A 25,029-nucleotide genomic window follows, 5' to 3' on the forward strand; every position below is an offset into this window, starting at 1 on the left:
TCCCGGCCCGTTTCACCCTGTCCGTTTATCGTCGCCCGTTTGTCACTGCTTGTCCCTGATTATAGGAAGTGCCGCGCGCCAACGGCACGAAAAATTGCAACCGAACGTTTCCCGCAAGGCGCCGGAAACGTTCGGAAACAAATCTCCTTTTTGCGGAAACCTTCGGCAACACGCCGACGCGAAGCGGCAAAAGTCGCTTCCTATCCTGCCTGCATCCGAAGCATGCAGAAAAGGATAACGTCATGCGAAGCAGTCTTTTGGCGCTCGGCCTGTTCTCGGTCGCGGCGATCCACCCGGTGCTGGCCGCCCAGCCCGAGCCCGGTGCGCCGGGCGACCAGCCGCCGGCCATCGACCGGCAGGACGATGCGGGCCTAGGCCCGATGCGCTGGCACGGACAGCGCTGGGCGATGCGGCATGGACCGGAGGATTTCGGCCCTCGTCGCATGGGACCGCCGCCCCAAATGCTCGCGGCGCACCTTTCATTGCTCGAGACCCGCATCGGCATCCGCTCCGAACAGCTCGACGCCTGGCGCGATTACACCAGCGCGCTGCAGGCGGTGCTGGCGCCGCCGGCACGACCGGACTTCGGCCTGGGCGGCGCAGGTCCCGACAGACCTGCGTCAGGTGCTGCCCGCGATCCCTTCGCGTTCCAGGAAAAGCTGGCCGACGATGTCACGACACGCGCCGCTTCGGCGGCCAAGCTGAAGGACGCGATCGCCGCGCTCCGCTCCAAGCTGACACCCGAACAGCTCGAAATCCTCGCTTCGGCGGACCGGCCGCATGGCCCGCCCCCCGGCCCGTGGGGCGATCCGCCGGATGCAGCCGGCCCCGGAGGGCTGCCCGATCACGGCGGACAGCTCCCTCCACCCCCACCCCGGAATGGCGAGCAACTCTGACCGGCTGCGCCGGCCGGCCCCCTGACCCACCCGTTCAAGGGCCGGCCGGTACTTTCTGCGAGTTGGCGGACGCGTCCGCGCGACCGCCAGCGCGCATGGAGCGCATTATGATGTGGGAAGCCCTGATGATGCTGCGGCTGCTTGCCTCCCTGGGCTCGCCCCTGACGATCCGTCCCGGCGCCGGCGCCAGGCAGCGGATCCTGTCGAAGCGGGCGCTGCAGAGGGCGATCCGGCTGAGCTTCGCCGCTTACCGTCTGTCGCTTCCGATCTCGCCCTCGAACACCGAAAATCATGACCAGAAAATTGCGTAAAAGCCATCTTATCCTCGTCGCCGTACTGGTCGCGGCCGGTGTCGCCGCGATGCTGAAGGCCTATGGCCGCGGCGCGCCGGAGCCGGACGTCGGGAAAGCCGCGCCTGCTCAGGCTGCCACGCTCACCGTTTCGGTGGAGCGGGTCCATCCCGAGGCGGTCACGTCGTCGATCAGCGCGACCGGCACCGTCGCCGGCGCCGGCTTCCTCAATGACGGCAATCTCGTGCGCGTCGCCGCCGGCGAAGCAACAGCTGCCGATGCCGCAAGCGCGGCGGAGCAGACGCGATGAACGCCATCTCCTCCTGGTCGATGGTGGCGCTGCCGCTGTCGGTCGGCGGCGCACTCGGCTTCCTGCTCGTCACGGGCAAGGCACTTGGCATCTGGCCGTTGATCGGCATACTGATGCTCATGGGCATCGCGGCCAAGAACTCGATCCTGCTCGTCGAATATGCCCTGGTCGCCGAGAAGGAGCATGACATGAGCCGCTTCGTGGCACTGCTCGACGCCGCCCGCAAGCGAGCCCGGCCCATCGTCGTGACATCGATCGCCATGGGCGCCGGCATGCTGCCGATCGCGCTTGGCATCGGCGCCGACGCCGAGACCCGGGCGCCGATGGCGATCGCCGTGATCGGCGGGCTCATCTCCTCGACCGTGCTCAGCCTCGTCTACCTGCTGGTAGTCTACACCTTCATGGACGACATCCAGGGCTTCCTCGCCCGCCATCTCGGCAAGCTGTTGGTCGAAGCGCCCGGCGCGACCGGCCAAGCGGGAACCGCAACTCCAGCGAAAGATCCAGCCAATGCATATCAAGCCTGATCGCTCTCTGTTGCTGGCGAGGCCTCGCCGCCTGTCTCCCTGGGCGGGAATTCTGTGCGCCGCGCTTCTCCTGGCGGCCTGCTCGCAGGAAAAGAGCCAGGTGCCGGCCGGCATGGGTGGCGTCGGCAGGCCTGAGGTCGGCGTCGTCACGCTGCATCCGCAATCGGTGGCGATCACCGCCGAGCTGCCGGGCCGCACGGCCGCCTCTCTCATCGCCGAGGTTCGCCCGCAGGTCGACGGCATCATCCAGCAGCGCCTGTTCCAGGAGGGCGCCGAAGTGGTGGCGGGACAGCCGCTCTACCTTATTGACCCGGCGAGCTATCAGGCCGCCTATGACAGCGCCGTCGCCACCCAGCAAAAGGCGGAAGCCGCGGTGCCCACCGCGCAGGCCAAATTCGATCGTTATTCCGGGCTGCTGAAGCAGAATGTTGTCTCGAAGCAGGATTACGACGATGCCGCCGCGACGCTGGCGCAGGCCCAGGCCGACGTCGCATCGGCCAAGGCCAGCGTCGAGACCGCGAAGATCAGCCTCAACCGCACCTCGATCACCGCGCCGATCGCCGGCCGGATCGACAAATCGTCATTGACGCCGGGCGCGCTGGTCACGGCCAACCAGGAAACGGTGCTGACCACCATTCGCTCGCTCGACCCGATCAATGTCGACGTCACGCAGTCGAGCACCAACCTGCTCAATCTGCGCCAGGCGATCAACGAAGGCCGGCTGAAGTTCAGCGGGGCCAATGTCAGCGTCAAGCTGAAGCTCGACAACGGCACCATCTACGCCCAGGACGGCAAGATGGAATTCGCCGGCGCCAATGTCGACCAGTCGACCGGCACGTTCGCGCTCAGGGCCCAGTTCCCCAATCCCGACCGCCTGCTGCTGCCCGGCATGTATGTCCGAGCCATCGTCGAGGAAGGCGTCGCCCAAAACAGTTTCCTGGTTCCGCAGCGCGGCGTCACCCGTGATCCCAAGGGCCAGGCGACGGCCATGGTGGTCAATGCCCAGGGCAAGGTCGAGCAGCGTACGCTGGGCGTGCGCAACAGCGTCGGCAACAACTGGCTGGTGGATTCCGGCGTCGGCGACGGCGACCGCGTCATCGTCGAGGGCCTGCAGCTGGTGCGCGCCGGCGGCGACGCGATGGCGGTCGAAGTGACGATCGACGAAACGACCGGCGAGATCAAGGACCGCGAGCAGAGCTCCGCCTCAGCCGCACCGGCGGGAGGCAATGCCGCCGGCGCCGCGAAGCAACCTGCCTCTGGCGCAACCGGGAACTAAAGCGATGTCGGGTTTCTTCATCAACCGGCCGATCTTCGCCTGGGTGATCGCCATCGTGATCATGCTGGGCGGCCTGCTGGCGCTGCAATCGCTGCCGATCTCGCAATATCCGCAGATCGCGCCGACAACCGTCAATATCAGCGCCACCTATCCCGGTGCCGATGCCCAGACCGTCGAGAACTCGGTGACCAAGGTCATCGAGCAGGGCATGACCGGCATCGATAATCTCGATTATATGACGGCGACGTCGACCTCGACCGGCCAGGCCTCGATCACGCTGACCTTCACCAGCGCCGCCAACGCGGATACGGCCCAGGTTCAGACGCAAAACAAGCTGCAGCTGGTGCAGTCGCAGTTGCCGCAGGTCGTCCAGAGCAACGGCATCACCGTCTCCAAATCCTCGACCGGCTTCCTGATGGTCATCGGCTTCGTCTCCAGCGACGGCAAGATGAACTCGACCGACCTTGCCGATTATGTCGACAGCACCGTCAACGACACCCTGAAGCGCGTCGAAGGCGTCGGCTCGACGCAGCTCTTCGGCTCCGGCTATGCCATGCGCATCTGGCTTGACCCCGACAAATTAGCGCAATATGCGCTGATGCCGAACGATGTCGCCACCGCCATCGAGGCGCAGAACACGCAGGTTTCGGCGGGCCAGCTCGGCGGCTTGCCGGCGCGCAAGGGCCAGCAGCTCAACGCCACGGTGACGGCCAAGAGCCGGCTGCAAACCGCCGAACAGTTCCGCAACATCATCCTCAAGAGCAATACCGACGGCTCGCTGGTTCGGCTGAACGACGTCGCCAAAGTCGAGATCGGCGCCGAAAGCTACACCACGCAGGCCCATTACAACGGCAAGCCTGCCGCCGGCGTCGCCGTCAACCTGGCGACCGGCGCCAACGCCATCAGCACCGCCGAGGCGGTGCGCGCGACGATCAATCGCCTGAGCTCGACCTTCCCGCAAGGCGTCGAGGTCGTCTACCCGTACGACACCTCGCCCTTCGTGCGCCTGTCGATCGAGGAAGTGGTGAAGACACTCGCCGAAGCGATCGTGCTGGTTTTCCTGGTGATGCTGCTTTTCCTGCAGAACCTGCGTGCCACGATCATCCCGACGATCGCCGTGCCGGTGGTGCTGCTCGGCACATTCGGCGTGCTCTCCTTCTTCGGCTATTCGATCAACACGCTCACCATGTTCGCCATGGTTTTGGCCATCGGCCTGCTCGTCGACGACGCCATCGTCGTGGTCGAGAATGTCGAGCGCGTGATGCAGGAGGAAGGCCTGCCGCCGAAAGAGGCGACGCGCAAATCGATGCACGAGATCACCGGCGCGCTGATCGGCATCGCCACCGTGCTGTCGGCCGTGTTCGTGCCAATGGCTTTCTTCGGTGGTTCCACAGGCATCATCTACCGGCAATTCTCTGTCACCATCGTCTCGGCCATGGTGCTGTCGGTGCTGGTCGCGCTGGTGCTGACGCCGGCGCTATGCGCCACGATCCTGCGCCCGGCCAAGGACCACGCGACGCAGAAAGGTCCGTTCGGCTGGTTCAACCGCGTCTTCGATCGCGGCACGATCGCCTACCGCGACGGCTCGCACGGCATCATCAACCGGTCATGGCGCTTCCTTGCCGTATTCCTGGCCATCGTCATCGCCATGGGCTGGATGTTCGCCCGGCTGCCGAGCTCGTTCCTGCCGGACGAGGATCAGGGCATCCTGATCACCAGCGCATCGCTGCCGGTCGGCGCGACGCAGGATCGCACCGAGCGCGTGCTGGCTGAGGTGACCAACCATTATTTGAACGAGGAGAAGGACGCGGTCGAAGGCGTGTTCACCGCTTCCGGCTTCGGCTTCGGCGGCGCCGGACAGAATGTCGGCATCGCCTTCGTGCGGCTGAAGGACTTCGACCAGCGCAAGACGCCGGCTCTCGCCGCACCGGCGGTCGCCGGCCGCGCCATGGGCGCCTTCTCCAAGATCAGGGACGCGCAGGTCTTCGCGCTCGCTCCGCCCGCCATCCAGGGTTTCGGCAACACCAACGGCTTCGATTTCTACCTGCAGGACGTCAATGGTGCCGGCCATGAAGCACTGATCCAGACGCGCAACCAGCTGCTGGGCCTGGCCGCGAAGAGCACGCTGCTCGCCAACACCCGCCCCAACGGTCAGGAGGATCAGCCGCAATTCTCGGTCGATATCGACCAGGAAAAAGCGAGCGCGCTGGGCATCAGCCTCGCCGACATCAACAACACGCTGTCGACCGCCTGGGGCAGCGACTACGTCAACGACTTCATCGATCGCGGCCGGGTGAAGCCGGTCTATCTGCAATCGGACCCGGACTTCCGCATGCAGCCGGAAGATCTCGACAAATGGCAGGTCCGCAATTCCGGCGGCGCCATGGTGCCGTTCTCGGCCTTTGCTTCCAGCCACTGGACCTACGGATCGCCCCGGCTCGAACGCTATAACGGCTCGGCCGCGGTGGAGATCCAGGGCGCGGCGGCGGCGGGCCAAAGCTCCGGCGCGGCGATGGACGAGATCGACAGGCTGGTCGCGCAACTGCCCGCCGGATATTCGCATGAATGGACCGGGCTGTCGCACCAGGAGAGGCTCTCCGGCAACCAGGCGATGTCGCTCTACGCGATTTCGGCGCTGGTCGTCTTCCTCTGCCTTGCCGCGCTTTACGAGAGCTGGTCGATCCCGTTCGCCGTCATGCTGTCGGTGCCGATCGGTATCTTCGGCGCGCTGGCGGCGGCAAGCCTGTTCGGGCAGACCAACGACGTCTATTTCAAGGTCGGGCTGCTGACCACGATCGGTCTTGCCGCCAAGAACGCCATCCTCATCGTCGAGTTCGCCATCGAGCGACAGTCGGCCGGAATGGGATTGGTCGAGGCGACGCTCGAGGCGGCGCGACAACGCCTGCGGCCGATCCTGATGACGTCGCTGGCCTTCATCCTCGGTGTCACGCCGCTTGCGATCGCCAGCGGCGCCGGCTCCGGCGCGCAGAACTCGGTCGGCATCGGCGTCATGGGCGGCATGATCGCGGCGACCGCGATCGGCGTCTTCCTCGTGCCGCTCTTGTTCGTCACGGTGCGCCGCATCTTTAAGGGCAAGGCGGCCAAGCAGGATACTGGCGGGACACAAGCCACAGCCACTCAGGAATAAAGGCTTCTCTCAAATGTTTGATTTTGAACGCGGTTTCGCGACCGCGAAGGGGCTCTTTTTGCCCGCGTTTGCCGCTGCCCTGCTCTCGGGATGCGTCGTCGGTCCGGATTACCAGAAGCCTCTGCTGGCAATGCCGGCGAGCTGGAGCGGGCAGAAAGCGGCGAACCCGGCCAAGCCAGCGCAATTGTCGAAATGGTGGCAGCGCCTGCGCGACCCCGAGTTGAACGCGCTTGTCGACGAAGCGGTTGCCGGCAATCTCGATGTCGCCACCGCCAAGGCCAAGATCCGCGAGGCGCGGGCGAGCTACCGCCAGTCGGTAGGCACATTGCTTCCATCCGCCGACGGTTCGGCCTCGGCCACCCGCAACCGGGTCTCCGCAGCCACCGCGGGAACGACAGCCAGCGAGACCTACAGCCAGTACCAGTCAGGCTTCGATTCCAGCTGGGAACTCGACCTCTTCGGCGCCAACCGCAGGGGCGTCGAGGCGACGAGCTACGGACTGGACGCCTCCGAAGAAGAACTGCGTTCAACCCTTCTCACGCTGATTGGCGACGTGACCTCGAACTACGTCCAGGCACGCGGCTATCAGGCCCGCATAGCGCTTGCCCGGCGCTCTGCAGCGTCGCAGCGGCAAACCGCCCAGCTCACCCGCACGATGGCTCTGGCCGGCTCGGCGACCGCGGCGGACGTCGCCAAGGCGGATGGACAGGCCAGCGGCACGGAAGCCGGCGTTCCGAGCCTGGAAGCGAGCTATGCGGAGGCTGTGCATCGACTTTCCGTGCTGACCGGGCGGCCGCCGGCGGCGCTCACCGAGCGTTTGAAGCGCGCAGCACCGATCCCGGCGCCGCGCCTGCCGATCCCGACCGGTGTCCCGGCCGACATCCTGCTCACCCGTCCGGACGTGCGCTTGGCCGAGCGGCAATATGCCCAGTCCACCGCCAAGATCGGCCAGGCCGAGGCGGCGCGTTATCCGAGCGTCAGCCTGACCGGCGGCATCAGCACCACGGCCCTCAAGCTCGGCGATCTCGGCAAGAACTCCACCATCGGCTGGTCCTTTGGCCCCACGCTCAGCGTGCCATTGTTCAACGCCGGCCAGCTGCAGGCGGCCGTGGACGTCGCCAAAGCCCAACGCGATCAGTATTTCGTTAGCTACAAGGCCGCCGTGCTGACGGCTCTGGAAGACGTGGAAAACGCCACGGTTTCGCTGTCGCAGGAGCGCATCAGAAATGGCAAGCTCGCCTCCTCCGCGAAGTCCTATGGCGATGCCGCGCGGCTTGAAGGAACGCTCTACAAGGCTGGAGAGACCAGCCTTCTCGATGTGCTCGATGCCCAGCGGTCGGCCTATTCCGCCGACGACTCCGTCCTGCAAAGCCGCGTCTCGATCGCCACCGATTATATCGCCCTCAACAAGGCGCTCGGCGGCGGCTGGAACGGCGCGGTCGACACCGCCAGGCCCGAAATCATCGATGTCCGCACCGGTCCGCGGCTGGCATCGAAAACGCAATGACCGGTAAGCCGCGCTGTCTATCCGTCACGAACGGCCCGAACAAATTCCCGTGAGCCATGCCCGCAAGCAATATCCCACTATATAACAGCGTCGTTGAGGTAATGAGATGTCAGGCGCCTACGATCTGGGAACCAATCTGGTCCGCCGTATCTATGAGAAGCGCATAGATGCACCGGCCATTCTTGAGGCCGGCACGCATTTTCCCAATGCCGCGAAGTTCACCGCCGCCTGGCGGGATATCCGCGACGAGGCGCTGGCGGCGAAGCTGAACAACGCGCCGCGCTTCCACGACATCATGCCGGAGCAGGCCGATATCTCGGCCAATGACGGTCTCGACTGGCGCATGTTCGTGCTCAAGGCCTATGACATGACGGTCCCGGAAAACCTCGCGCGCATGCCGGTCCTGAGCCGGCTGCTTGCGGAGTGCCCAGAGGTCAAATCGGCGGCTGTCTCATTCCTGGCCCCGCGCAAGCACATCCCGGCGCACCGCGGACCTTTCCGCGGCATCATGCGGTTCCATCTTGGCCTGGTCATCCCGAAACAGCCGGACGGCCGTCCGGCAACGATCATGATGATCGATCACGAGGAACGGCGCATCGCCGACGGCGAGTGCATGCTATGGGACGATACGTTCGAGCACGAGGTTATGAACAACTCGGATCAGCCCCGCGTCGCTCTCCTCCTCGACGTGTGGCGTCCGCAAATGCCGCTGGACATGGAAATCCTGTCGCGCGTGATCGTGCGCGGCGTGCAGGTGGGGATGCGCTATCGTGGCGTGTCGTTCGGCGGCTGAACCAGTTGCAAAGGCTCAAAGCGCGCCGCGCTTTAAGCACGCGCCTCGCGATACGTCCCCGACCCGCTGCCCCGCTTGCCGGGAAACATCGCGTCCCTCGCCAGCAATCCGCTGACGCGGCAGAAGGCAGCGAACGCGCGGCAGGCTTCCTCGGCGCTGGCCACGTCTACCGTCGCGCCGAAACAGGCGTTGAACGCGGCTTCGAAGACCTTGCCCTGCCGGCGCTTCGGCCAATCCTGCAGGAAGTCGAGCGCCTGCTCGACGCTGTAGATTTCCTCGACCGGCAGGCCGGGCGCGGGCGTGATGCGCACCGGCACCTCGAATTGCAATCTGTCCATTCCCTGTCTCCCGAACTGGCGCCGCCCTGAGCAACGCCGCTCGATGTGAAAAGTTGCTTTTGCGGCCTTCTGACTCGCAAATGTGACCTCAGTGCGGTGAAGAATCGGTTCGGCGGACCGGCGTCAGTCCGGATCGATACCGGCTGCTGCATTGCCAATGCCGGACTTCCACCGTATTGCCGGCCATCACAGCTGCCGCGGGCGAAAATTTGAGCGAAATCCGGGTCGAGCCTCTGGTCAAGCGCTATGGCGATGCCACCGCGCTGGACGGCGTTTCGCTGGCCTTTCCGCGGAGATCTTTCACGGCGCTGCTCGGCCCTTCCGGCTGCGGCAAGACGATGATGCTGCGGTTGATCGCCGGCTTCTAGGCGCCGAGCGAAGGCCGCGTTTTCCTTGGCGATGGACGCCGCAACCGCACTTCGTCCTTGAACCTTGCGGCTTCCGGTGCCAAATCTGGAGCAGATTTTCGCGTTCGGCTCCTTTGGAGCCAACGCCGGCAAACGGACAAAAATGGTTACCTATCTCGACGCCTCCACGGCCCCCCTTCGAAATACCGGCCAGATTCGCCTCTATGGCGAGGAAGGTTTTGCCGGTATGCGCAAGGCCTGCGACCTCACCGCGCGCTGCCTTGACGAGCTTGTGCTGATGGTGAAGCCCGGCGTGACGACGGAAACGATCGACCGCTTCGTCTTCGAATTCGGCATGGACCATGGCGCGCTGCCGGCGACGCTCAATTATCGCGGCTACACCAAGTCGTCCTGCACCTCGATCAACCATGTCGTCTGCCATGGCATTCCCGACAACAAGCCGCTGAAGGAAGGCGACATCGTCAACATCGACGTCACCTATATCCTTGACGGCTGGCACGGCGATTCCTCGCGCATGTATCCGGTGGGCACGATCAAGCGCGCCGCCGAGCGCCTGCTCGAGGTGACTTATGAGTGCCTGATGCGCGGCATAACCGCGATCAAGCCCGGCGCCCGCACCGGCGCCATCGGCGCCGCGATCCAGACCTATGCCGAGGCCGAGCGCTGCTCGGTGGTGCGCGATTTCTGCGGCCATGGCGTCGGCCGGCTTTTCCACGACGCGCCGAACATCCTGCATTACGGCACCGTCAATGAAGGCGTCGAGATGCGGCCGGGCATGATTTTTACGGTCGAGCCGATGATCAATCTCGGCCGCCCGCATGTGAAGGTGCTGTCGGACGGCTGGACGGCGGTCACGCGCGACCGCTCGCTGTCGGCGCAATACGAGCACACGATCGGCGTCACCGACACCGGCTGCGAGATCTTCACGCTGTCGCCGAAAAAGCTCGACCGCCCCGGCCTGCCGGGTTAGAGCGGTTCCATCGTTTCATGGAAACGATGGAACCGCTCTATCCTCTTGTTTCACGCAATTCCGAACGGAAAACCGCTTCACACTTTTCCTGGAATTGCTTTAGGTTTCAGCCGAAGCCCGAGGGGGAGCGGGCGAGCATGGGGAAAGTCGAGGACGAGCGGGCATTCTTTTCCGAAGGCTGGATCGAGCCGCCCAAGACGGCGCCGAAAAAGGCCACGGCAGCAGAAAAGCCCCATTATCACGGCCATCGCGACCGTCTGCGCGATCGCTTCGTCGCCGGCGGACCGGACGCCCTGCCCGACTATGAACTGCTCGAACTGCTGCTCTTCCGGCTGATCCCGCGCGTCGACACCAAGCCTATCGCCAAGGCGCTGATCGCCCGCTTCGGCTCGCTGGCAGAAGTGCTCGGCGCGCCGGCGCCCTTGCTTGAAGAAGTCAAGGGCATCGGGCCGACCGTCGCGACCGATCTAAAAGTCATCGCCGCCACCGCCCAGCGCATGGCGCGCGGCGAGGTGCGCGGCCGCGAAGTCCTATCCAACTGGACGCAATTGCTCGACTATTGCCGTTCGGCCATGGCCTTCGAGCCCCGCGAACAGTTCCGCATCCTGTTCCTCGACAAGAAGAACGGGCTGATCGCCGACGAGGTGCAGCAGACCGGCACCGTCGACCATACGCCGGTCTATCCGCGCGAGGTGGTGAAGCGGGCGCTCGAACTCTCCGCCAGCGCCGTCATCCTGGTCCACAATCACCCTTCCGGCGACCCGACGCCGTCGCGCGCGGACATCGAGATGACCAAGGAGATCATCGATACGGCCAAGCCGCTCGGCATCGCCGTGCACGATCACATCATCATCGGCCGCAAGGGCAACGCCTCGATGAAGGGCCTGCTGCTGATCTGAAGAAAATAGGAAGAACCGACATGTCTCAGCACGGCAGTGAACCTTGGCCGTTCGACAAAGAACGCGCCGCCCTGCTGGTCATCGACATGCAGAGCGACTTCGTCGATGAAGGCGCGGTGATGGAAGTCGCGATGGCGCGGCATCGCATTCCCATTATGCGGCAGGTGGTCGAACTGTGCCGCGCGACTGGTGTCCCGGTGGTTTACACGCAGCATGTGCTCAGCGACCATTTCAACATCTCCCCGCTCGAGACCGCCTACCAGCCAAGGCTGAAGGCCAAAGGCATGCGGGAAGGCAGCGCCGGCACCGGTATCGTGGCGGAACTCGCTCCCTTGCCGGGCGAGGTGATCATCAAGAAGCACCGCTATGACGCGTTCCACAACACCCAATTGGAAACGGTGCTGCGTAACATCCGCGGCGCCGGCCAGGTCGATACCGTCATCATCATCGGCACGGTGACCAGCATCTGCTGCGAATCGACGGCCCGCAGCGCCTTCATGCGCGACTACAAGGTGGCTTTCGTCAGCGATGCCAATGGCGGGCTGGACGAGGCCTCGCACAACGCGACGCTCGCCATCATCGGCAAGGTGTTCGGGCGGGTGGTGACGGCCGCAGAACTGGAAAGCCTGTTCTAAACGGTGGGATCAGGGCGGATCGGTTTTGCAGCTTGCCGCGATCTGTCCGATCGCTTCGGAGAGGCCCGCGAGTTCGAAATCGGCCTCGCCGCGTCCCGACAGGAGACCGAAGCGCCACGACAGCGTCAGCCGGTTCGCTGAAGCCAGACGCCTGATGCCGTCGTCCCCGTCCCTGACCAGCGTTCTGCCGCGCGCGCCGACCGACCAGCTTTCATCGGTTTTGCCGCCGCCGTCGACCACGACGGAGATGGTGATCTTGCGGCTGGCGGAGACGGCATCGTTGAGCTGGAGCCGCTCGCTCCAGCGTGGTTCGCCATCGGACCGGCAAGCCAAAATCAGCACCGGGCTGTAACCCAAGGCCCCGCCGCCGGTGATCAGCTTGTTGCTGGCATGCAGCGATGCCGTGATCTGGCCGTCGTCGCCGGCGCCAACGCTCCAGTTGCCGAGATCCGGCTCGGCTCGGGCGATACCGGCGGCCGCGGCAAACAAGAGCGCCGCGGCGACGACCACGTCTCTCATCATGAACCCCAGCCTCACCAATGCCTCCAAACACCCGCGAATGCTATGAAGCGCAGATAATGTTCAACGGTCCGTATCGCCAGCGGCAGACCATCAACACAAGTTGTCTGTGTTGCCGCGCCGCCACAATGGAACACATCACAATGAAAAGGGCCGCCCGGAGGCGGCCTTTCGAAATCTCGGCATTGAAACCTGTTACTCGGCTTCCTTGGCGGCTTTCTTCTTCGGCGCGGCCTTCTTCTTCGGCTCGTCCGCCTCGTCGGCGGCTTCGCCCGCCTTTGCCTCGGCCTTCTTCGAAGAGGCCTTCTTGGCCGGCTTCGCCTTGGTCGCGGTCTCGGTCTCCTCGTCGTCGGCCATCAGCTCGTCCTTGCCCACCTTGACGTCGTCGACCGAAATCTGGCCGAGCAGATAGTCGACCACCTTCTCCTCGAACATCGGCGCGCGCAGCGCGTTGATGGCTTCCGGGTTGCTGCGATAATACTCGAAGGCTTCCTGCTGCTGGTTGGCCGGGAAGCGGCGCACCTGCTCGAACAGGCCGCGCTGCAGTTCCTCGTCCGACACGGTGACGCCGGCCTTCTCGCCGATCTCGGCGAGCACGAGGCCAAGGCGCACGCGGCGTTCGGCAAGGCGCATATATTCGGCGCGCGCCTCTTCTTCCGTCGTCTCCTCGTCGGCAAAGGTCCGGCCGGCGGCTTCGAGGTCGCGGTTGACCTGGGCCCAGATGTTGTTGAACTCGGCCTCGACGAGCTTGGAGGGCGCTTCGAACGAATAGGACGCGTCGAGCTGGTCGAGCAGCTGGCGCTTCACCTTCTGGCGGGTCATCGAGCCGAACTGGTTCTCGATCTGGCCGCGCACGATCTCGCGCAGGCGCTCGAGCGATTCCAGGCCGAGATTCTTGGCCGTCTCGTCATTGACCTCAAGCGCGCCGGGCGCCGACACTTCCTTGACGGTGACGTCGAAGGTGGCTTCCTTGCCGGCCAGATGCGCCGCCTGGTAGTTTTCCGGGAACGTGACGGTGACCTGTTTCTCGTCGCCGGCCTTCGCGCCGATCAGCTGGTCCTCGAAACCCGGGATGAACTCCTTGGAGCCGAGCACCAGCGGCTGGTCGGTGCCGGCGCCGCCGGCGAAAGCCTCGCCGCCGATCTTGCCGACATAATCGATGCTGACCCGGTCGCCCTCGGCGGCCTTGCCGGTCTTCGGTTCGTAGCTGCGCGCCGATTCCGCAACGCGCTTGACCTGGTCGTCGACTTCCGATTCCGGCACGTCATAGACCTGACGCGTCACCTTGATGTCGGAGAAATCCTTGATCTCGATCGGCGGGATGACTTCATAGTTGAGGCTGAATTCGAAATCGGTGCCGCCGGCCAGGATCTTCTCGGCCTCCTTCTCGTCCTCGGTCATGATCACTTCGGGCTGCATGGCGGCCTTTTCACCGCGCCCCGAGATGATCGAACGGGTCGAGTCGTTGAGGATCTCGTTGACGACCTCGGCCATGAACGACTTGCCGTACATCTTGCGCAAGTGCTGAACCGGCACCTTGCCCGGGCGGAAGCCGTTGATGCGCACCTTGTCGCGGGCGTCGGTCAGCCGCGCCATCAGCTTGGCTTCCATGTCACCGGCCGGCACGGTGATCTTGATCTCGCGCTTGAGACCGGAGTTGAGCGTTTCGGTGACCTGCATCCTAGAACCTTTGTTTTCAACAATGAGACTGCCAAACGGTTCTTAGCCGTTTACAGCCTGCCGGTATGATCTTGCCGGAAATGGCTTTTGGGACGGAACCTGGCGATTTGACCGCTAATGCGGTTCAAATCTTCCTGAACTGCGCCTTGCCAAATGCGAATAAGTTCTTGTTTTTCCTATAACTTTTCGCATCTTGCAGAGGCGGAAATTCACATTCCGTCACATTCGACACGCCTTTTGTCACAGGCTAGGCTAATTTTCAACCATCTTCGCTTCAATGCACGCCGCCCAAAAGTGTGCGGCGGTTTTGGGCGAACGGCATGCATCAAAAGACTTAAGCGCGTCACCTGAATCCATTTCGATGCGGCGCGCTTTAACGGATAGCATGACTTGGGCGCCGACATTGACAGAATGATGGCTACATGGGATTGCCGGGGAAAGCGGATGTGGCGGAATTGGTAGACGCCCTGGATTTAGGTTCCAGTGCCGAAAGGCGTGGGGGTTCGAGTCCCTTCATCCGCACCATCCTTCGCTCTTCGAGCTTCGGATGGCAGGCCGCCACCTGGGGCTCGAAGAGCCGAAGGTGTCCTCCGAAGCCTTGGCGAAGGAGGACCGGCGCTGTCGGTGCCAACCCAAGGCGCTAATAAAGCGGCTCCTCGAACAGCGTCTTGTCGCCATCCATCAGCGCCTTGATCTGCGCCGTGCCGTCGGCCGCGAGCGCGAGCTTGATGCCGAACGGCCGCACGCGCATGTCGTTCTGGATCGCCATGCCTTCGCCTTCCGGCACATAGAAGCGATCGATCCCGTAGTCCGGCGCGATCGTCATGTCGGGGCTGCGAAGATCCCAGCCCGCGGCGACATGTCCGACGATATCCGCCTCGTCCGCACCCGCCGGGGCCGGCGCTTTGCCGAACCAGGCCGCCGTCGGCTGCCAGTAACCATCCGCGCCCTTCTTCAATCGCACCGCGATCGAACTGTCGTCGCTGGAAAAAGCGCCTTGCGGAATGTCGGCGATCAGCTTCACCGGAATCCGCGAAATGTTGTTGTTGAGCGAGACGTAGTCGCCGCGCATGAGATCGCGCGGATCGACGGGCTCGACTTTCAGAAGCACTTCCTTGCCGTTGCGCAGGATTGCGGCGCGGCCGGCGATGATCCAGCTGAGAAAGCCGATCTGGACAAGCGCCAGCACCAGCGCCGCGATGATCAGTTTCTTGCCGGTCATGCCGTTGCTCCTGCCTTGGCGGGCGCCCTCATGCGCTTCTCGACGCGGATGATGATCAGCGCCAGGATGCCGAGCAGCACGGCGGCGGCCAGGAAGAATCCGGCTGTATCGAGCATCGACCGCAAGGTGACGCCATAGATGATGGCGAGTTCGAAGGCGAAGCCGGCATAGGCCAGCCAGCGCAGCCCCCTGCTCTCGCGGCCGGCCAGCATGATCGCCGCCACGATGCCGGCAAGCGCCATGATCGAGGCGACGGCGAAACCGCTGTTGTAGGTGCTTTCATCCGCCAGCTCGAACTGGACGATCGCCATGCCGGTGAGGAAGCCGAACAAGGCGTGCAAGGGCAGCCGGCCGCCGAGCTGAAGGATCCTGTCGATCGGATCGCCCGTAAAGACCGAAGCGGCAAACAGCAACGCCGATACGACGGCGAGCGAAACCGCCACCGGCAGCGTGTCGCGATCCGTCGTCAGCAAAACCAGATAGAGAATGACAGACAGAATGATGAGGTGGCGCGCGGCCTGGCTGCGCGTCCAGAACGAAATGGCGAACAGCACGACCGCCATGACGATGAAGAGATGTGGGATCTCCGCGCGCCAGTAGAAGCCGAACCCCTTGAGGACCAGCCAGGCGTCGGCGATGCCGACCGCCGCCACGGTCAGCGGGTTGGAACGCAGCGCCACCGCCGCCAGCGCCGCGCCGGCGCACCATGTCAGCAGCGCCGAGGCCTCGTCGCCCGAGAGGTGATACATCTGGCCGATGAGTGCGATCGAGCCGCCGAAGGCTGCGACGGCGACGATCCACAGCGCCTCGCCGACCGCGGCATGGTCGCGCGCCTTCAGCACCGCTCCGCCGACATAGCCTGCGAGGATGACCGCAAACAGGGCCGCCACGCGAACGAGGCGCGGGATGGCCTCCCAGTTGGCGGCGACGAAAATCAGGATCGCCGCGCCGAACAAAAGCGCCGCCATCATTGCCAGGATGGAGCCGAAACTCAGTGACGTCCGCTCGTTGGCGGCGACGTCGCGTGTCAATGCCTCCGCCGTGGCGGGATCGATCAGCCCGGATTCCCGCCATCGCGCGATATCCGCCCTAACCTGTGTTGCATAGCCCGCCATGCTTTCCCCCGAAGCCTGGTCATTTCCTTAGCCGGAACAGCCAAGCCGTTGACGCGGCGGCATTTTCCGATTCGGTCTTCTTTGTGACGCAGGCGTGAATGGCCGTTAATGTTGCATTGCACAATTTGCATTGCTGCCATGCGCCAACGGCACTTTTAAACCGATATGATCCCACCTATTTTCTGTTCGTACGCAAACGGAATGATCCGAACCAAAGACGAAACGAGAAGTACCATGAACCTGATCCGCAACTACCGCAACTGGCGCCGCTACCGGGACACCGTCTCCGAGCTGAGCCGCCTGTCGAACCGTGAACTGACCGACCTCGGCATCAGCCGCAGCGACATCCACTACGTCGCCCGCAAGGCGGTCTAATCCGCTTCGGACCGCAAATGGTCCGAACCAGTTTTGATGAGAGTAACGACAATGAACCTGATCCGCAGCTATCGTAACTGGCGCGTCTACCGCGACACCGTTACCGAGCTGGGTCGGCTTTCGAACCGCCAGCTCCATGATCTCGGCATCGTTCGCGACGAGATCAAGATGGTCGCCCGCAAGGCGATCTAACCAGGAATTTCGTCAGGGTCGACCTCCTCCCCGACTCTGACGGATACGGTCAACCTTCACCTCCTCCCGAAGGTTGACCACCGAAACGGCGCCCGCCGGACCTCCTCCCCCGGCGGGCGTTGTTCCAGAAGCGAACGTAGTTCGTCTTCGAAGGCTTCGCTCCTTCTCAAAGGCGAAAAGAATTTTCGTCCTCAAGGGCGATAAGGAATTTCGTCAAAGCCGACCTCCTCCCCGGCAATGACGAATAAGGTCGATCTTCACCTCCTCCCGAGGATCGACCCCCCAAAACGACACCCGCCGGACCTCCTCCCCCGGCGGGTGTTGTTGTTTCTGGCGCAGGCTTCCCACTTCGCCCATGCTGGCCGGCAATTGCAATCGTGCCGTCAAGCGACTATTCCGGCGCTCATGAGCAAAAATCCCGTCCATGTCATCGGCGGCGGCCTCGCCGGTTCCGAGGCCGCGTGGCAGATCGCTGAGGCCGGCGTTCCGGTCGTGCTGCATGAAATGCGTCCGGTGCGCGGCACCGACGCCCACAAGACCGACAGTCTGGCCGAGCTCGTCTGCTCGAACTCCTTCCGCTCCGACGACGCCGAAAACAATGCGGTCGGCCTGCTGCATGCCGAAATGCGGCTTGCCGGCTCGCTGATCATGAGCGCCGGCGACGCCAACCAGGTTCCGGCCGGCGGTGCACTGGCGGTCGACCGCGACGGCTTTTCCGACGCGGTCACCGCGAGGATCGAGGCGCATCCGCTGATCACCATCCAGCGCGAGGAAGTGCCGGGGCTGCCGCCCACGGATTGGAGCCAGGCGATCATCGCCACGGGCCCGCTGACGGCGCCTTCGCTGGCGCAGTCGATCGCCGAAGCTACCGGCGCCGATGCGCTCGCCTTTTTCGACGCGATCGCGCCGATCGTGCATTTCGACACGATCGACATGAACACCGCCTGGTTCCAGTCGCGCTACGACAAGGTCGGTCCCGGCGGCACCGGCAAGGACTACATCAACTGCCCGATGGACAAGGAGCAGTATCTCTCCTTCGTCCAGGCGCTGCTCGACGGCCAAAAGACCGAGTTCAAGCAATGGGAAGGCACGCCCTATTTCGACGGCTGCCTGCCGATCGAGGTGATGGCCGAGCGCGGTGTCGAGACCCTGCGCTACGGGCCGATGAAGCCGATGGGGCTGACCAACGTCCACAACCCGACGGTTAAGGCCTATGCGGTGGTGCAGCTCCGGCAGGACAATGCGCTGGGCACGCTCTACAACATGGTCGGCTTCCAGACCAAGCTGAAGCATGCCGAGCAGGTGCGCATCTTCCGCACCATCCCTGGGCTTGAGAACGCGGACTTTGCGCGTCTCGGCGGCCTGCACCGCAACACCTACATCAACTCGCCGACGCTGCTCGATCCTTCGCTGCAGCTGAAATCGCGCCCCGGCTTGCGTTTTGCCGGCCAGATCACCGGCTGCGAAGGCTATGTCGAAAGCGCCGCCATCGGCCTGCTCGCCGGCCGCTTCGCCGCTGCCGAGCGCCTCGGCCAGGCGCCCTCGCTGCCGCCCTCAACCACCGCCTTCGGCGCACTGCTCAACCACATCACCGGCGGCCATATCGTCTCCGACGACGAGCCCGGCAAACGCTCCTTCCAGCCGATGAACGTCAATTTCGGTCTGTTCCCACCCGTGGAAGCACCGAAGACCGAAGGCAAGCGTCTGCGCGGCAAGGACAAGACCGTCGCCAAAAGGCACGCCATCACCTCCCGCGCCCTGGCTGAATGCAGGGCATGGTTGGGGCTGCCGGGCAGAGCTGAGGCAGCCGAATAAGCTTTTCTGTCCCATTGGCCATGCATATAAAGTAGGATATCATCCCACTTTATATGCATGGAGCGATGTCAATGGAATCTGCCGAGAAACTATCCATCACCGTCACGCCTGCCATGGCTCGCATGATCCGCGAGAAAGTCGAGGACGGGTCTTTCGGCTCCGCCAGCGAAGTCGTCCGCGCAGCGCTCCGCGCCTTCCAGCGCGAAGAGGAAGAGCATGCCGAGCGAATGGCATCGATCCGGGCGCGGGTGAAGGCTTCGATCGAGGACAAGAGGCCGAACCTTTCAGGAGAGCAGGTGCGCGCTCATCTTCAAGGGCTGTTTGCCGAGTATTCGAGCCCCGACGATGATTCAGCGGCTTGAAGTCGAATACAGCCAAAGCGCGAGAGATGATCTCGCTAATATTTTCGGACACATAGTCGAGGCTAGCGGAAACCCTCACGTCGCGTTGAAATTCGTTCTGCGCATCGAAGACCGCTGCCAGAACATCGGAAACGCCCCTCGCGGCGGCCGAACTCGCGACGATATCGTACTAGGCTTGCGAACCGTCCCTTTCGAGCATTCTGCCGTCATCACCTATGTTGTCGAAAGCGATGTCGTTCGCATCATCAACATCTTCTACGGCGGTCGCGACTACGAGACGTTGATTCGAGACGGTGGGTCGAGCGCTCCATCCTGAAGGGGTCTTACTCCGCCGGCTCGGGCACCCGCCCTGGCAATCCCGGCTTTCCTGCCTCTCCCGGGTTCCTCCGCACGTAAGCCTTCTTCAGCGTCTCGGACGTATCGCGCGAGCCGTCATGGCTCCAGCCCGGGGGCTGGATGAGATAGTTTAGCCGCTGACCAAACGTCAGTCCCGGCGCCAGCGCGTCCTTGAACATGCCGATCCACTCGTGGAACGCCACCTTCAACGGGTTGAAGGTGCCGATGTTCTTGACGATGCCGTAGCGCGGCCGGTCCTCCTCCAACTCCTCGACGAAGGTACCGAACATGCGGTCCCAGACGATCAGCGTGCCGGCATAATTGGCGTCGAGATAGCGCGGATTGGTAGCGTGGTGGACGCGATGGTGCGAGGGCGTGTTGAAGATGAACTCGAACCAGCCCCACATCTTGCCGATCGTCTCGGTGTGGATCCAGAACTGCCAGACTAGGTTGAAGCCGAAGACGAAGGCGATCACCGCCGGATGGAAGCCGAGCAGCACCAGCGGCGCCTGCAAGATAAAGGTGAAAGTGAACAGGCCGGTCCAGCTCTGCCTCAGCGCCGTCGAGAGATTGTAGTGCTGGCTGGAGTGATGGTTGACATGCTCGGCCCACACCCAGCGCACCCGGTGCGCGATGCGGTGATAGACATAGTAGCGCAGGTCGTCGAGCAGGAAGGCGGCCAAAAACACCCAGATCGACAGGCCGAGATTGAAGAAGCGGAACTGCCAGAGCCACAGCAGCGCCCAATAGGACACAACGCCGAGCAGCAGGCCTGCAACGACATTGCCGGTCCCCATCATCAGGCTGGCCAGCGTATCGCGCGTTTCGAACGATCCCCTGGCGCGGCCGCTGCGCACCAGCCAAAGCTCTATCAGGATCGCCGCGACGAAGAACGGAATGGCAAGCTGGGTGACCTGCGGGAAATTATACTCATCCATCACGCAGCCTTTCGGATCTGATCACGGCCTTGCAGCGCCGCCGCCACGGCCAGCGCGCCGGCCTCGTCGGCAAAGACGAACGTGCCGCCCTTCCAGGTGAAATCGTTCGACCGCATCGACACCACATTCCCCTCCCTGGCCAGCGCCAGAACGTCTTGCGGCCTGACGATGCGCGTCAGAAAACAGTCGCCTATGCTCTGGACGATGCCGCAACGCTGCGGGCCTAGCTCAAGGAACGCGGCATGGCTGTCGGCCGTCAGCTGCACGGTACTCGGCCTCTCGTCGGGAAAATCCTCGGCAAAGCGTGCGAGCGCCTGATCCGGTCCGGCAAGCGTCGCGGTCGTCGTACCGCCGGTGAAGTGCACGGCGGCGACGGACAAGGCGATGCCGAACACGACAAGAACGACCAGGACTGGCAGGCTCATGGAAAGGCTACTCCTCCGGCGGCCCGCATTTCTTTGACGCGAGTCCACATAAACGGAACCCCTAGCACGATTGACGTTTACGTCAAAGGGGCGTCCAGCCCCGCATCGCATGACGCAGGAGCAGCCAGTGGCGGCGCAGGGCGGAGAGCGTCGCCGTCGAGCCGAGCGGAGCCCCCCCCGCCTTCTCCATCTTGTCGAGATAGGCACGGGTCAGCGCCAACGGCAGGAAAGCAGGCCGCAGCGCAACAGGAAGCGCCGGCGCGCCTTTCGCGAAGGCGTTGAGATGGTCCCACGCCAGCGCGATCATCGCAGCGACCGCGCGTTCCGCGGCAGCCCCGCCCTCGCCCTTGACGAACTCTTCCGGCGTCGTGCCGGCGGCCGCCAGAATGTCCGCGGGCACGAAACACTGGCCGCGCCGACGATGCAGCGGCAGCAGAAGCAACAGGCCGGTGATCGCCTGCGCGCAGCCGGCCCTGCCCGCCAGTTCGGCAAAGCCGGGCGCCGCGGCGGGATCGAGCACCATGGCCGCAAGCTGGATCAGCGCCGCGGCCGTCTCGCCGCAATAGCCCTCGAGGTCGGTCCGCGACGGCATCGGATCGTCATAGAGATCGAAGATGCGCGCCTCGAGCATGTTGTCGAAAGCGGATTTCGGCAGATGATTGCCGACGATCGCGGCCTTCAGGGCATCGGCAATCGGATGGCCGGTCTCCTCCGGCCCGTCGGCCGCGATGACGTCGCGCCACCATTGCAGCCTGACCTCGCCCGGCAGTGGCTCGTGGATGCGATCGCGCACGCCGGCGATCTCGGCGTTGAAGGCGTAGAGCGCAAGCAGCACGTCGCGCCTGTCGGCCGGCGCGTAGAGCGCCGACAGATACCGGTCATGGTCGGCGGCGCGCACCGCATCCATGACGACGTCGCCATTCTTGACGATGTTGGACGTGCCGGCCATTCAGTCTACGGCGATCAGCGCAGCGGCCACCGCGCGGTCTTCGGCGAGCAGCACGTTGTAGGTCCGCACCGCCGCCCCGGTCGACATCGGGTCGGCCGAGATGCCGGCCTCCTTGAGGGCGGCGCGCAGCGCCGTCGGCAGCGGCCGCAATTCCTTGCCCATGCCGACCAGCAGGATCTCCACCCTGCCGACCTCGGCGAACAGCCTGTCGAAGTCCGAGGCCTTCAGCGCCAGCGGATCGGCCGGCTCCCAACCATGGATACCCGACGGCAGGACAAGCAGCGAGCCCCGATGCGACATGTCGGCAAAACGGAAGCCGCCATTGCCATAGGCCTCGATCGGTGCCTTGCCCGGGAAATGCGCCTCGCGGATGATGATGCCTTTGGCCATGGGTCTAGAGCATGATGCCGAAAAGTGTGGAGCGGTTTTCGGACGACATCATGCTCTATCTCTTTGATTTGAGCCCGGATGATTTCAGGTCGGCTCGACCTGAAAACATCCGGCTCTGACGGCGTCAGGTCGCCACGGCCTTGCCGTTCACCGGCTTCGTCTCTTCTTCGGTGGCGGCCTGCGGCCGCAAGCGGAACAGAATCAACAGCGGCGCGGCGATGAAGATCGACGAATAGGTGCCGAACACTACGCCGAACAGCATTGCCAGCGTGAAGGAGCGGATCACCTCGCCGCCGAACAGCACCAGGGCCAACAGCGCCAGGGACGTGGTGACAGAGGTCAGCGTGGTTCTCGACAGCGTCTCGTTGATGGCGTTGTTCAGGAGCTGCGGCAGCGGCATCTTCTTGTATTTTCGAAGATCCTCGCGCACGCGGTCATAGACGACGATGGTGTCGTTCAGCGAATAGCCGATGATGGTCAGGATCGCCGCCAGCGACGACTGGTTGAACTCAAGTCCTGTGAGGACGAAGAAGCCGATCGTCATCACCACATCGTGCACCGTGGCGACAATGGCGCCGACGGCGAACTGCCATTCGAAGCGGAACCAGACATAGAGCAGGATGCCGACCAGCGCGATCAGCATGGCGATGGTGCCCTGCTTGGCGAGCTCGCCGGAAACCGTCGGACCCACCACTTCGACGCGGCGGAAATCATACTGGTCCTGCAACTCGCCCCGCACCTTGTCGATGACGGTCTGCTCGGCATTCTCGCCGGCGTCCTGCGTGCCGACACGGATCAGCACGTCGTTCGGCGCGCCGAACTGCTGCACCTGGATCTCGCCGATGTTGAGCTCGGACAGCCTGCTGCGGATATCGCCGAGATCTGCATCGCCCTGCTTGGACTGCACTTCGATCAGCGAGCCGCCCTTGAAGTCGATGCCGTAGTTGATGCCAAGAGTCAGGAACCCGACGACCGACAGGATCGACAACGTGCTGGAGAGAGCAAATGTCCAGCGGCGGATGCCCATGAACGGGATTTTGGTGCCAGGCGGAATGAAGGTGACCGGCGCGCGCGGCAATTCCTTCGGACGAGCGCGGCGCAGCCAGATCGACACCAGCATGCGGGTGAAGGTGAAAGCGGTGAAGACCGTCGTCAGAATGCCAATGGCATAGGTAATGGCGAAGCCCTTCACGGGACCGGTGCCCAGAAAGAACAGCACGACGGTCGCGATCAGCGAGGTAACGTTGGAATCGACGATTGTCGCAAGCGCCTTGGAGAAGCCGGTGTCGATCGCCTGGATGACCGAGCGGCCGTTGCGCCGCTCTTCGCGGATGCGTTCATAGATCAGAACGTTGGAGTCCACCGCCATGCCGATGGTGAGCACGATACCGGCGATGCCGGGCAAGGTCAGCGTTGCGCCGAGCAGCGACAGCGCGCCGACGATCATCGCCACGTGCACGGCCAAAGCGACATTGGCGATGAAACCGAGGAAACCATAGGCGACGAACATGAAGGCGACGACGAGGATCGAGCCGATCACACCAGCCACCTTGCCGGCGTGGATGGAGTCCTGACCAAGGCCCGGGCCGACGGTACGCTCTTCGATGATGGTCAATTTGGCCGGCAGGGCGCCGGCGCGCAGCAAGACGGCGAGGTCGTTGGCGCTCTCGGCCGTGAAATTGCCGGATATCTGCCCGCTACCGCCGAGGATCGGCTCGCGGATCACCGGCGCCGAAATCACCTGGTTGTCGAGCACGATGGCGAATGGCTTGCCGACATTCTGCTGGGTCGCCTGACCGAACCGCGTCGCTCCGCGGGAATTGAAGGTGAACGAAACCACCGGCTCATTGGTCTGTGAATTATAAGTCGGCGTCGCATTCGACAGGTCTTCGCCCGATACGATGACGCGGTTCTCGACGAGGTACGGAACTGGAGGATCGTCCTGCGAATAAAGGATCGAGTCGCCGGCCGGCGGGCGATTCTTCATCGCATCCTGGACCGGCACCGACGTGTCGACCATCTGGAACGTCAGCTTCGCGGTCTGGCCGATAATGTCCTTGAGCCTTTGCGGATTCTGAAGCCCGGGCACCTGGACCAGGATGCGATCGTCGCCCTGCCGCTGCACGATCGGCTCGGTCGTGCCTAGCGCATTGACGCGTCGCTCCACCACTTCAATCGCCTGCGAGAGAGCGGTCGAGGTACGATATTTGATGCCGGCATCCGTAACGGTGAACTTCAACAGCCCAGGCTCGGAATCGTCCAGCGCCATCGACTGCACGGAACCACCGGCAAACAGACCGGCCGTGACCGGGTTGGTTATCGGCTTCAGCGCGGTCTTGGCGGCCTCGACCTGGCTCGCATCGTTGATGCGCACCTGCACGGTTCGGCCTGTTCCGCCAAGGCCGGTATATTGGATCTTGGCGTCGCGCAGCAGCGTCCTGATCTCGTCGCGCGTCGTCTGCAGTTGATCCTTGATCAGGTCGTTCTGATCCATCTGCAGCAGAATGTGCGAACCGCCCTGAAGGTCGAGGCCGAGCGTCATCTGCCGTTTCGGCACCCAGCTCGGCAGTTGCGCCAGCGTGCTTGCCGGGAAAAGGTTAGGCGCGGCAAGGATCACTGTAATGGCCACTGCGAGCCAGATCAGGATCATCTTCAGGCGCGAGAAATAGAGCATTCGTTCTTATCCGTTCAGGCGTACAAGCGGCAGCGTTCCGCCATCGGCTCGTAGTCAGCTATGGTTGTCATTCCGGCCAT

The 25,029-nt window shown here is 63.7% G+C and carries 27 protein-coding genes and 1 tRNA gene; 18 read left to right on the top strand and 10 right to left on the bottom strand.

The features are described 5' to 3' along the window. Nucleotides 1–242: 242 nt before the first annotated feature. From FJW10_RS02315 to FJW10_RS02350, 8 genes are all read left to right on the top strand, one after another. On the top strand, nt 243–896 hold the full coding sequence (locus FJW10_RS02315; RefSeq protein ID WP_140898060.1) for a hypothetical protein: 654 nt from the start codon (nt 243–245) through the stop codon (nt 894–896). Between the two features lie 107 nt (nt 897–1,003). Continuing rightward, nucleotides 1,004–1,207, top strand: a complete 204-nt coding sequence (locus FJW10_RS02320; protein ID WP_246674081.1) for a hypothetical protein — start codon at nt 1,004–1,006, stop codon at nt 1,205–1,207. Further along, entirely contained in the window at nt 1,188–1,496 is a 309-nt protein-coding gene (locus FJW10_RS02325) for a hypothetical protein (protein ID WP_140898062.1), read from the top strand. The genes FJW10_RS02320 and FJW10_RS02325 overlap by 20 nt, the downstream gene beginning before the upstream one ends. After that, entirely contained in the window at nt 1,493–2,023 is a 531-nt protein-coding gene (locus FJW10_RS02330) for an efflux RND transporter permease subunit (RefSeq protein ID WP_246674082.1), read from the top strand. The genes FJW10_RS02325 and FJW10_RS02330 overlap by 4 nt, the downstream gene beginning before the upstream one ends. Continuing rightward, entirely contained in the window at nt 2,007–3,299 is a 1,293-nt protein-coding gene (locus FJW10_RS02335) for an efflux RND transporter periplasmic adaptor subunit (protein ID WP_140898064.1), read from the top strand. Before FJW10_RS02330 ends, FJW10_RS02335 begins: the two co-directional genes overlap by 17 nt. A gap of 4 nt (nt 3,300–3,303) precedes the next feature. Next, a complete protein-coding gene (locus FJW10_RS02340; RefSeq protein WP_140898065.1) occupies nt 3,304–6,447 on the top strand; it encodes an efflux RND transporter permease subunit in 3,144 nt (1,047 codons plus the stop codon). Between the two features lie 13 nt (nt 6,448–6,460). Then, entirely contained in the window at nt 6,461–7,954 is a 1,494-nt protein-coding gene (locus FJW10_RS02345; protein WP_140898067.1) for an efflux transporter outer membrane subunit, read from the top strand. 106 nt (nt 7,955–8,060) lie between these two features. After that, nucleotides 8,061–8,747 carry an aspartyl/asparaginyl beta-hydroxylase domain-containing protein gene (locus tag FJW10_RS02350; protein ID WP_140830681.1) on the top strand — a complete coding sequence of 229 codons (687 nt, stop codon included), beginning with the start codon at nt 8,061–8,063 and terminating at the stop codon, nt 8,745–8,747. Nucleotides 8,748–8,779: 32 nt separating this feature from the next. On the opposite strand, the gene FJW10_RS02355 is transcribed toward FJW10_RS02350, so the two are convergent. Continuing rightward, nucleotides 8,780–9,085 (bottom strand): DUF982 domain-containing protein, encoded by a 306-nt coding sequence (locus FJW10_RS02355; RefSeq protein WP_140898069.1) that lies wholly within the window; start codon nt 9,083–9,085, stop codon nt 8,780–8,782. A gap of 209 nt (nt 9,086–9,294) precedes the next feature. Here FJW10_RS02355 and FJW10_RS02360 point away from each other — a divergent pair, with 209 nt between their 5' ends. The 4 genes from FJW10_RS02360 to FJW10_RS02375 all read left to right on the top strand — a co-directional run bounded on the left by FJW10_RS02360 (nt 9,295) and on the right by FJW10_RS02375 (nt 11,957). Then, nucleotides 9,295–9,453 carry an ATP-binding cassette domain-containing protein gene (locus FJW10_RS02360; RefSeq protein WP_140898071.1) on the top strand — a complete coding sequence of 53 codons (159 nt, stop codon included), beginning with the start codon at nt 9,295–9,297 and terminating at the stop codon, nt 9,451–9,453. A 142-nt stretch (nt 9,454–9,595) separates the two neighbouring features. Beyond that, nucleotides 9,596–10,423, top strand: coding sequence for a type I methionyl aminopeptidase (gene map, locus FJW10_RS02365; protein ID WP_140898074.1), 828 nt, complete (start codon nt 9,596–9,598; stop codon nt 10,421–10,423). A gap of 137 nt (nt 10,424–10,560) precedes the next feature. After that, entirely contained in the window at nt 10,561–11,322 is a 762-nt protein-coding gene (gene radC / locus FJW10_RS02370) for a DNA repair protein RadC (protein ID WP_140898075.1), read from the top strand. Between the two features lie 20 nt (nt 11,323–11,342). Beyond that, nucleotides 11,343–11,957: an isochorismatase family cysteine hydrolase gene (locus tag FJW10_RS02375; RefSeq protein ID WP_140898077.1), complete on the top strand. Its 615-nt coding sequence runs from the start codon at nt 11,343–11,345 to the stop codon at nt 11,955–11,957. 9 nt (nt 11,958–11,966) lie between these two features. Here FJW10_RS02375 and FJW10_RS02380 read toward each other — a convergent pair whose 3' ends face one another. Both FJW10_RS02380 and tig read right to left on the bottom strand, forming a co-directional pair. Then, complete coding sequence (locus FJW10_RS02380) at nt 11,967–12,476, bottom strand: type VI secretion protein (RefSeq protein WP_246674092.1); 510 nt, start codon at nt 12,474–12,476, stop codon at nt 11,967–11,969. Between the two features lie 195 nt (nt 12,477–12,671). Beyond that, nucleotides 12,672–14,156, bottom strand: coding sequence for a trigger factor (gene tig, locus FJW10_RS02385; RefSeq protein WP_140898081.1), 1,485 nt, complete (start codon nt 14,154–14,156; stop codon nt 12,672–12,674). Nucleotides 14,157–14,596: 440 nt separating this feature from the next. Between tig and FJW10_RS02390 the strand changes: the two genes are divergently transcribed. Beyond that, nucleotides 14,597–14,681: transfer RNA gene (locus FJW10_RS02390), tRNA-Leu, on the top strand. Between the two features lie 115 nt (nt 14,682–14,796). Here FJW10_RS02390 and FJW10_RS02395 read toward each other — a convergent pair. Both FJW10_RS02395 and FJW10_RS02400 read right to left on the bottom strand, forming a co-directional pair. Further along, on the bottom strand, nt 14,797–15,378 hold the full coding sequence (locus FJW10_RS02395) for a GDYXXLXY domain-containing protein (protein WP_140898083.1): 582 nt from the start codon (nt 15,376–15,378) through the stop codon (nt 14,797–14,799). Then, nucleotides 15,375–16,493 carry a DUF2157 domain-containing protein gene (locus FJW10_RS02400; RefSeq protein WP_140898085.1) on the bottom strand — a complete coding sequence of 373 codons (1,119 nt, stop codon included), beginning with the start codon at nt 16,491–16,493 and terminating at the stop codon, nt 15,375–15,377. Before FJW10_RS02400 ends, FJW10_RS02395 begins: the two co-directional genes overlap by 4 nt. Nucleotides 16,494–16,727: 234 nt before the next feature. On the opposite strand from FJW10_RS02400, the gene FJW10_RS02405 reads away from it, so the two are divergent. The 5 genes from FJW10_RS02405 to FJW10_RS02425 all read left to right on the top strand — a co-directional run bounded on the left by FJW10_RS02405 (nt 16,728) and on the right by FJW10_RS02425 (nt 19,553). After that, the gene (locus FJW10_RS02405) at nt 16,728–16,868 is read left to right on the top strand and encodes a DUF1127 domain-containing protein (RefSeq protein WP_006335194.1); all 141 of its coding nucleotides are present in this window, start codon (nt 16,728–16,730) and stop codon (nt 16,866–16,868) included. A 51-nt stretch (nt 16,869–16,919) separates the two neighbouring features. Further along, nucleotides 16,920–17,060, top strand: a complete 141-nt coding sequence (locus FJW10_RS02410; RefSeq protein WP_084508100.1) for a DUF1127 domain-containing protein — start codon at nt 16,920–16,922, stop codon at nt 17,058–17,060. A 405-nt stretch (nt 17,061–17,465) separates the two neighbouring features. Continuing rightward, nucleotides 17,466–18,875 (top strand): methylenetetrahydrofolate--tRNA-(uracil(54)-C(5))-methyltransferase (FADH(2)-oxidizing) TrmFO, encoded by a 1,410-nt coding sequence (gene trmFO, locus FJW10_RS02415; protein WP_140898087.1) that lies wholly within the window; start codon nt 17,466–17,468, stop codon nt 18,873–18,875. A 71-nt stretch (nt 18,876–18,946) separates the two neighbouring features. After that, a complete protein-coding gene (locus FJW10_RS02420) occupies nt 18,947–19,237 on the top strand; it encodes a type II toxin-antitoxin system ParD family antitoxin (protein ID WP_140646717.1) in 291 nt (96 codons plus the stop codon). Next, nucleotides 19,221–19,553 carry a type II toxin-antitoxin system RelE/ParE family toxin gene (locus FJW10_RS02425; protein ID WP_181177377.1) on the top strand — a complete coding sequence of 111 codons (333 nt, stop codon included), beginning with the start codon at nt 19,221–19,223 and terminating at the stop codon, nt 19,551–19,553. The genes FJW10_RS02420 and FJW10_RS02425 overlap by 17 nt, the downstream gene beginning before the upstream one ends. Nucleotides 19,554–19,560: 7 nt before the next feature. Here the strand turns inward: FJW10_RS02425 and FJW10_RS02430 are convergent, their stop codons facing one another. The 5 genes from FJW10_RS02430 to secDF form a co-directional block, all read right to left on the bottom strand. Next, the gene (locus FJW10_RS02430; RefSeq protein WP_181177378.1) at nt 19,561–20,511 is read right to left on the bottom strand and encodes a sterol desaturase family protein; all 951 of its coding nucleotides are present in this window, start codon (nt 20,509–20,511) and stop codon (nt 19,561–19,563) included. After that, nucleotides 20,511–20,936: a hypothetical protein gene (locus FJW10_RS02435; protein WP_140898091.1), complete on the bottom strand. Its 426-nt coding sequence runs from the start codon at nt 20,934–20,936 to the stop codon at nt 20,511–20,513. Before FJW10_RS02435 ends, FJW10_RS02430 begins: the two co-directional genes overlap by 1 nt. Nucleotides 20,937–21,018: 82 nt before the next feature. Further along, nucleotides 21,019–21,885, bottom strand: a complete 867-nt coding sequence (locus tag FJW10_RS02440) for a phytoene/squalene synthase family protein (RefSeq protein WP_246674083.1) — start codon at nt 21,883–21,885, stop codon at nt 21,019–21,021. Beyond that, nucleotides 21,886–22,275, bottom strand: coding sequence for an Mth938-like domain-containing protein (locus tag FJW10_RS02445; protein WP_140830707.1), 390 nt, complete (start codon nt 22,273–22,275; stop codon nt 21,886–21,888). It lies immediately after the preceding gene. A gap of 124 nt (nt 22,276–22,399) precedes the next feature. Continuing rightward, nucleotides 22,400–24,949 (bottom strand): protein translocase subunit SecDF, encoded by a 2,550-nt coding sequence (secDF, locus tag FJW10_RS02450; RefSeq protein WP_140898093.1) that lies wholly within the window; start codon nt 24,947–24,949, stop codon nt 22,400–22,402. Between the last annotated feature and the right edge of the window lie 80 nt (nt 24,950–25,029).

The sequence above is a fragment of the Mesorhizobium sp. B4-1-1 genome, from assembly GCF_006439375.1.
Taxonomy (GTDB): domain Bacteria; phylum Pseudomonadota; class Alphaproteobacteria; order Rhizobiales; family Rhizobiaceae; genus Mesorhizobium.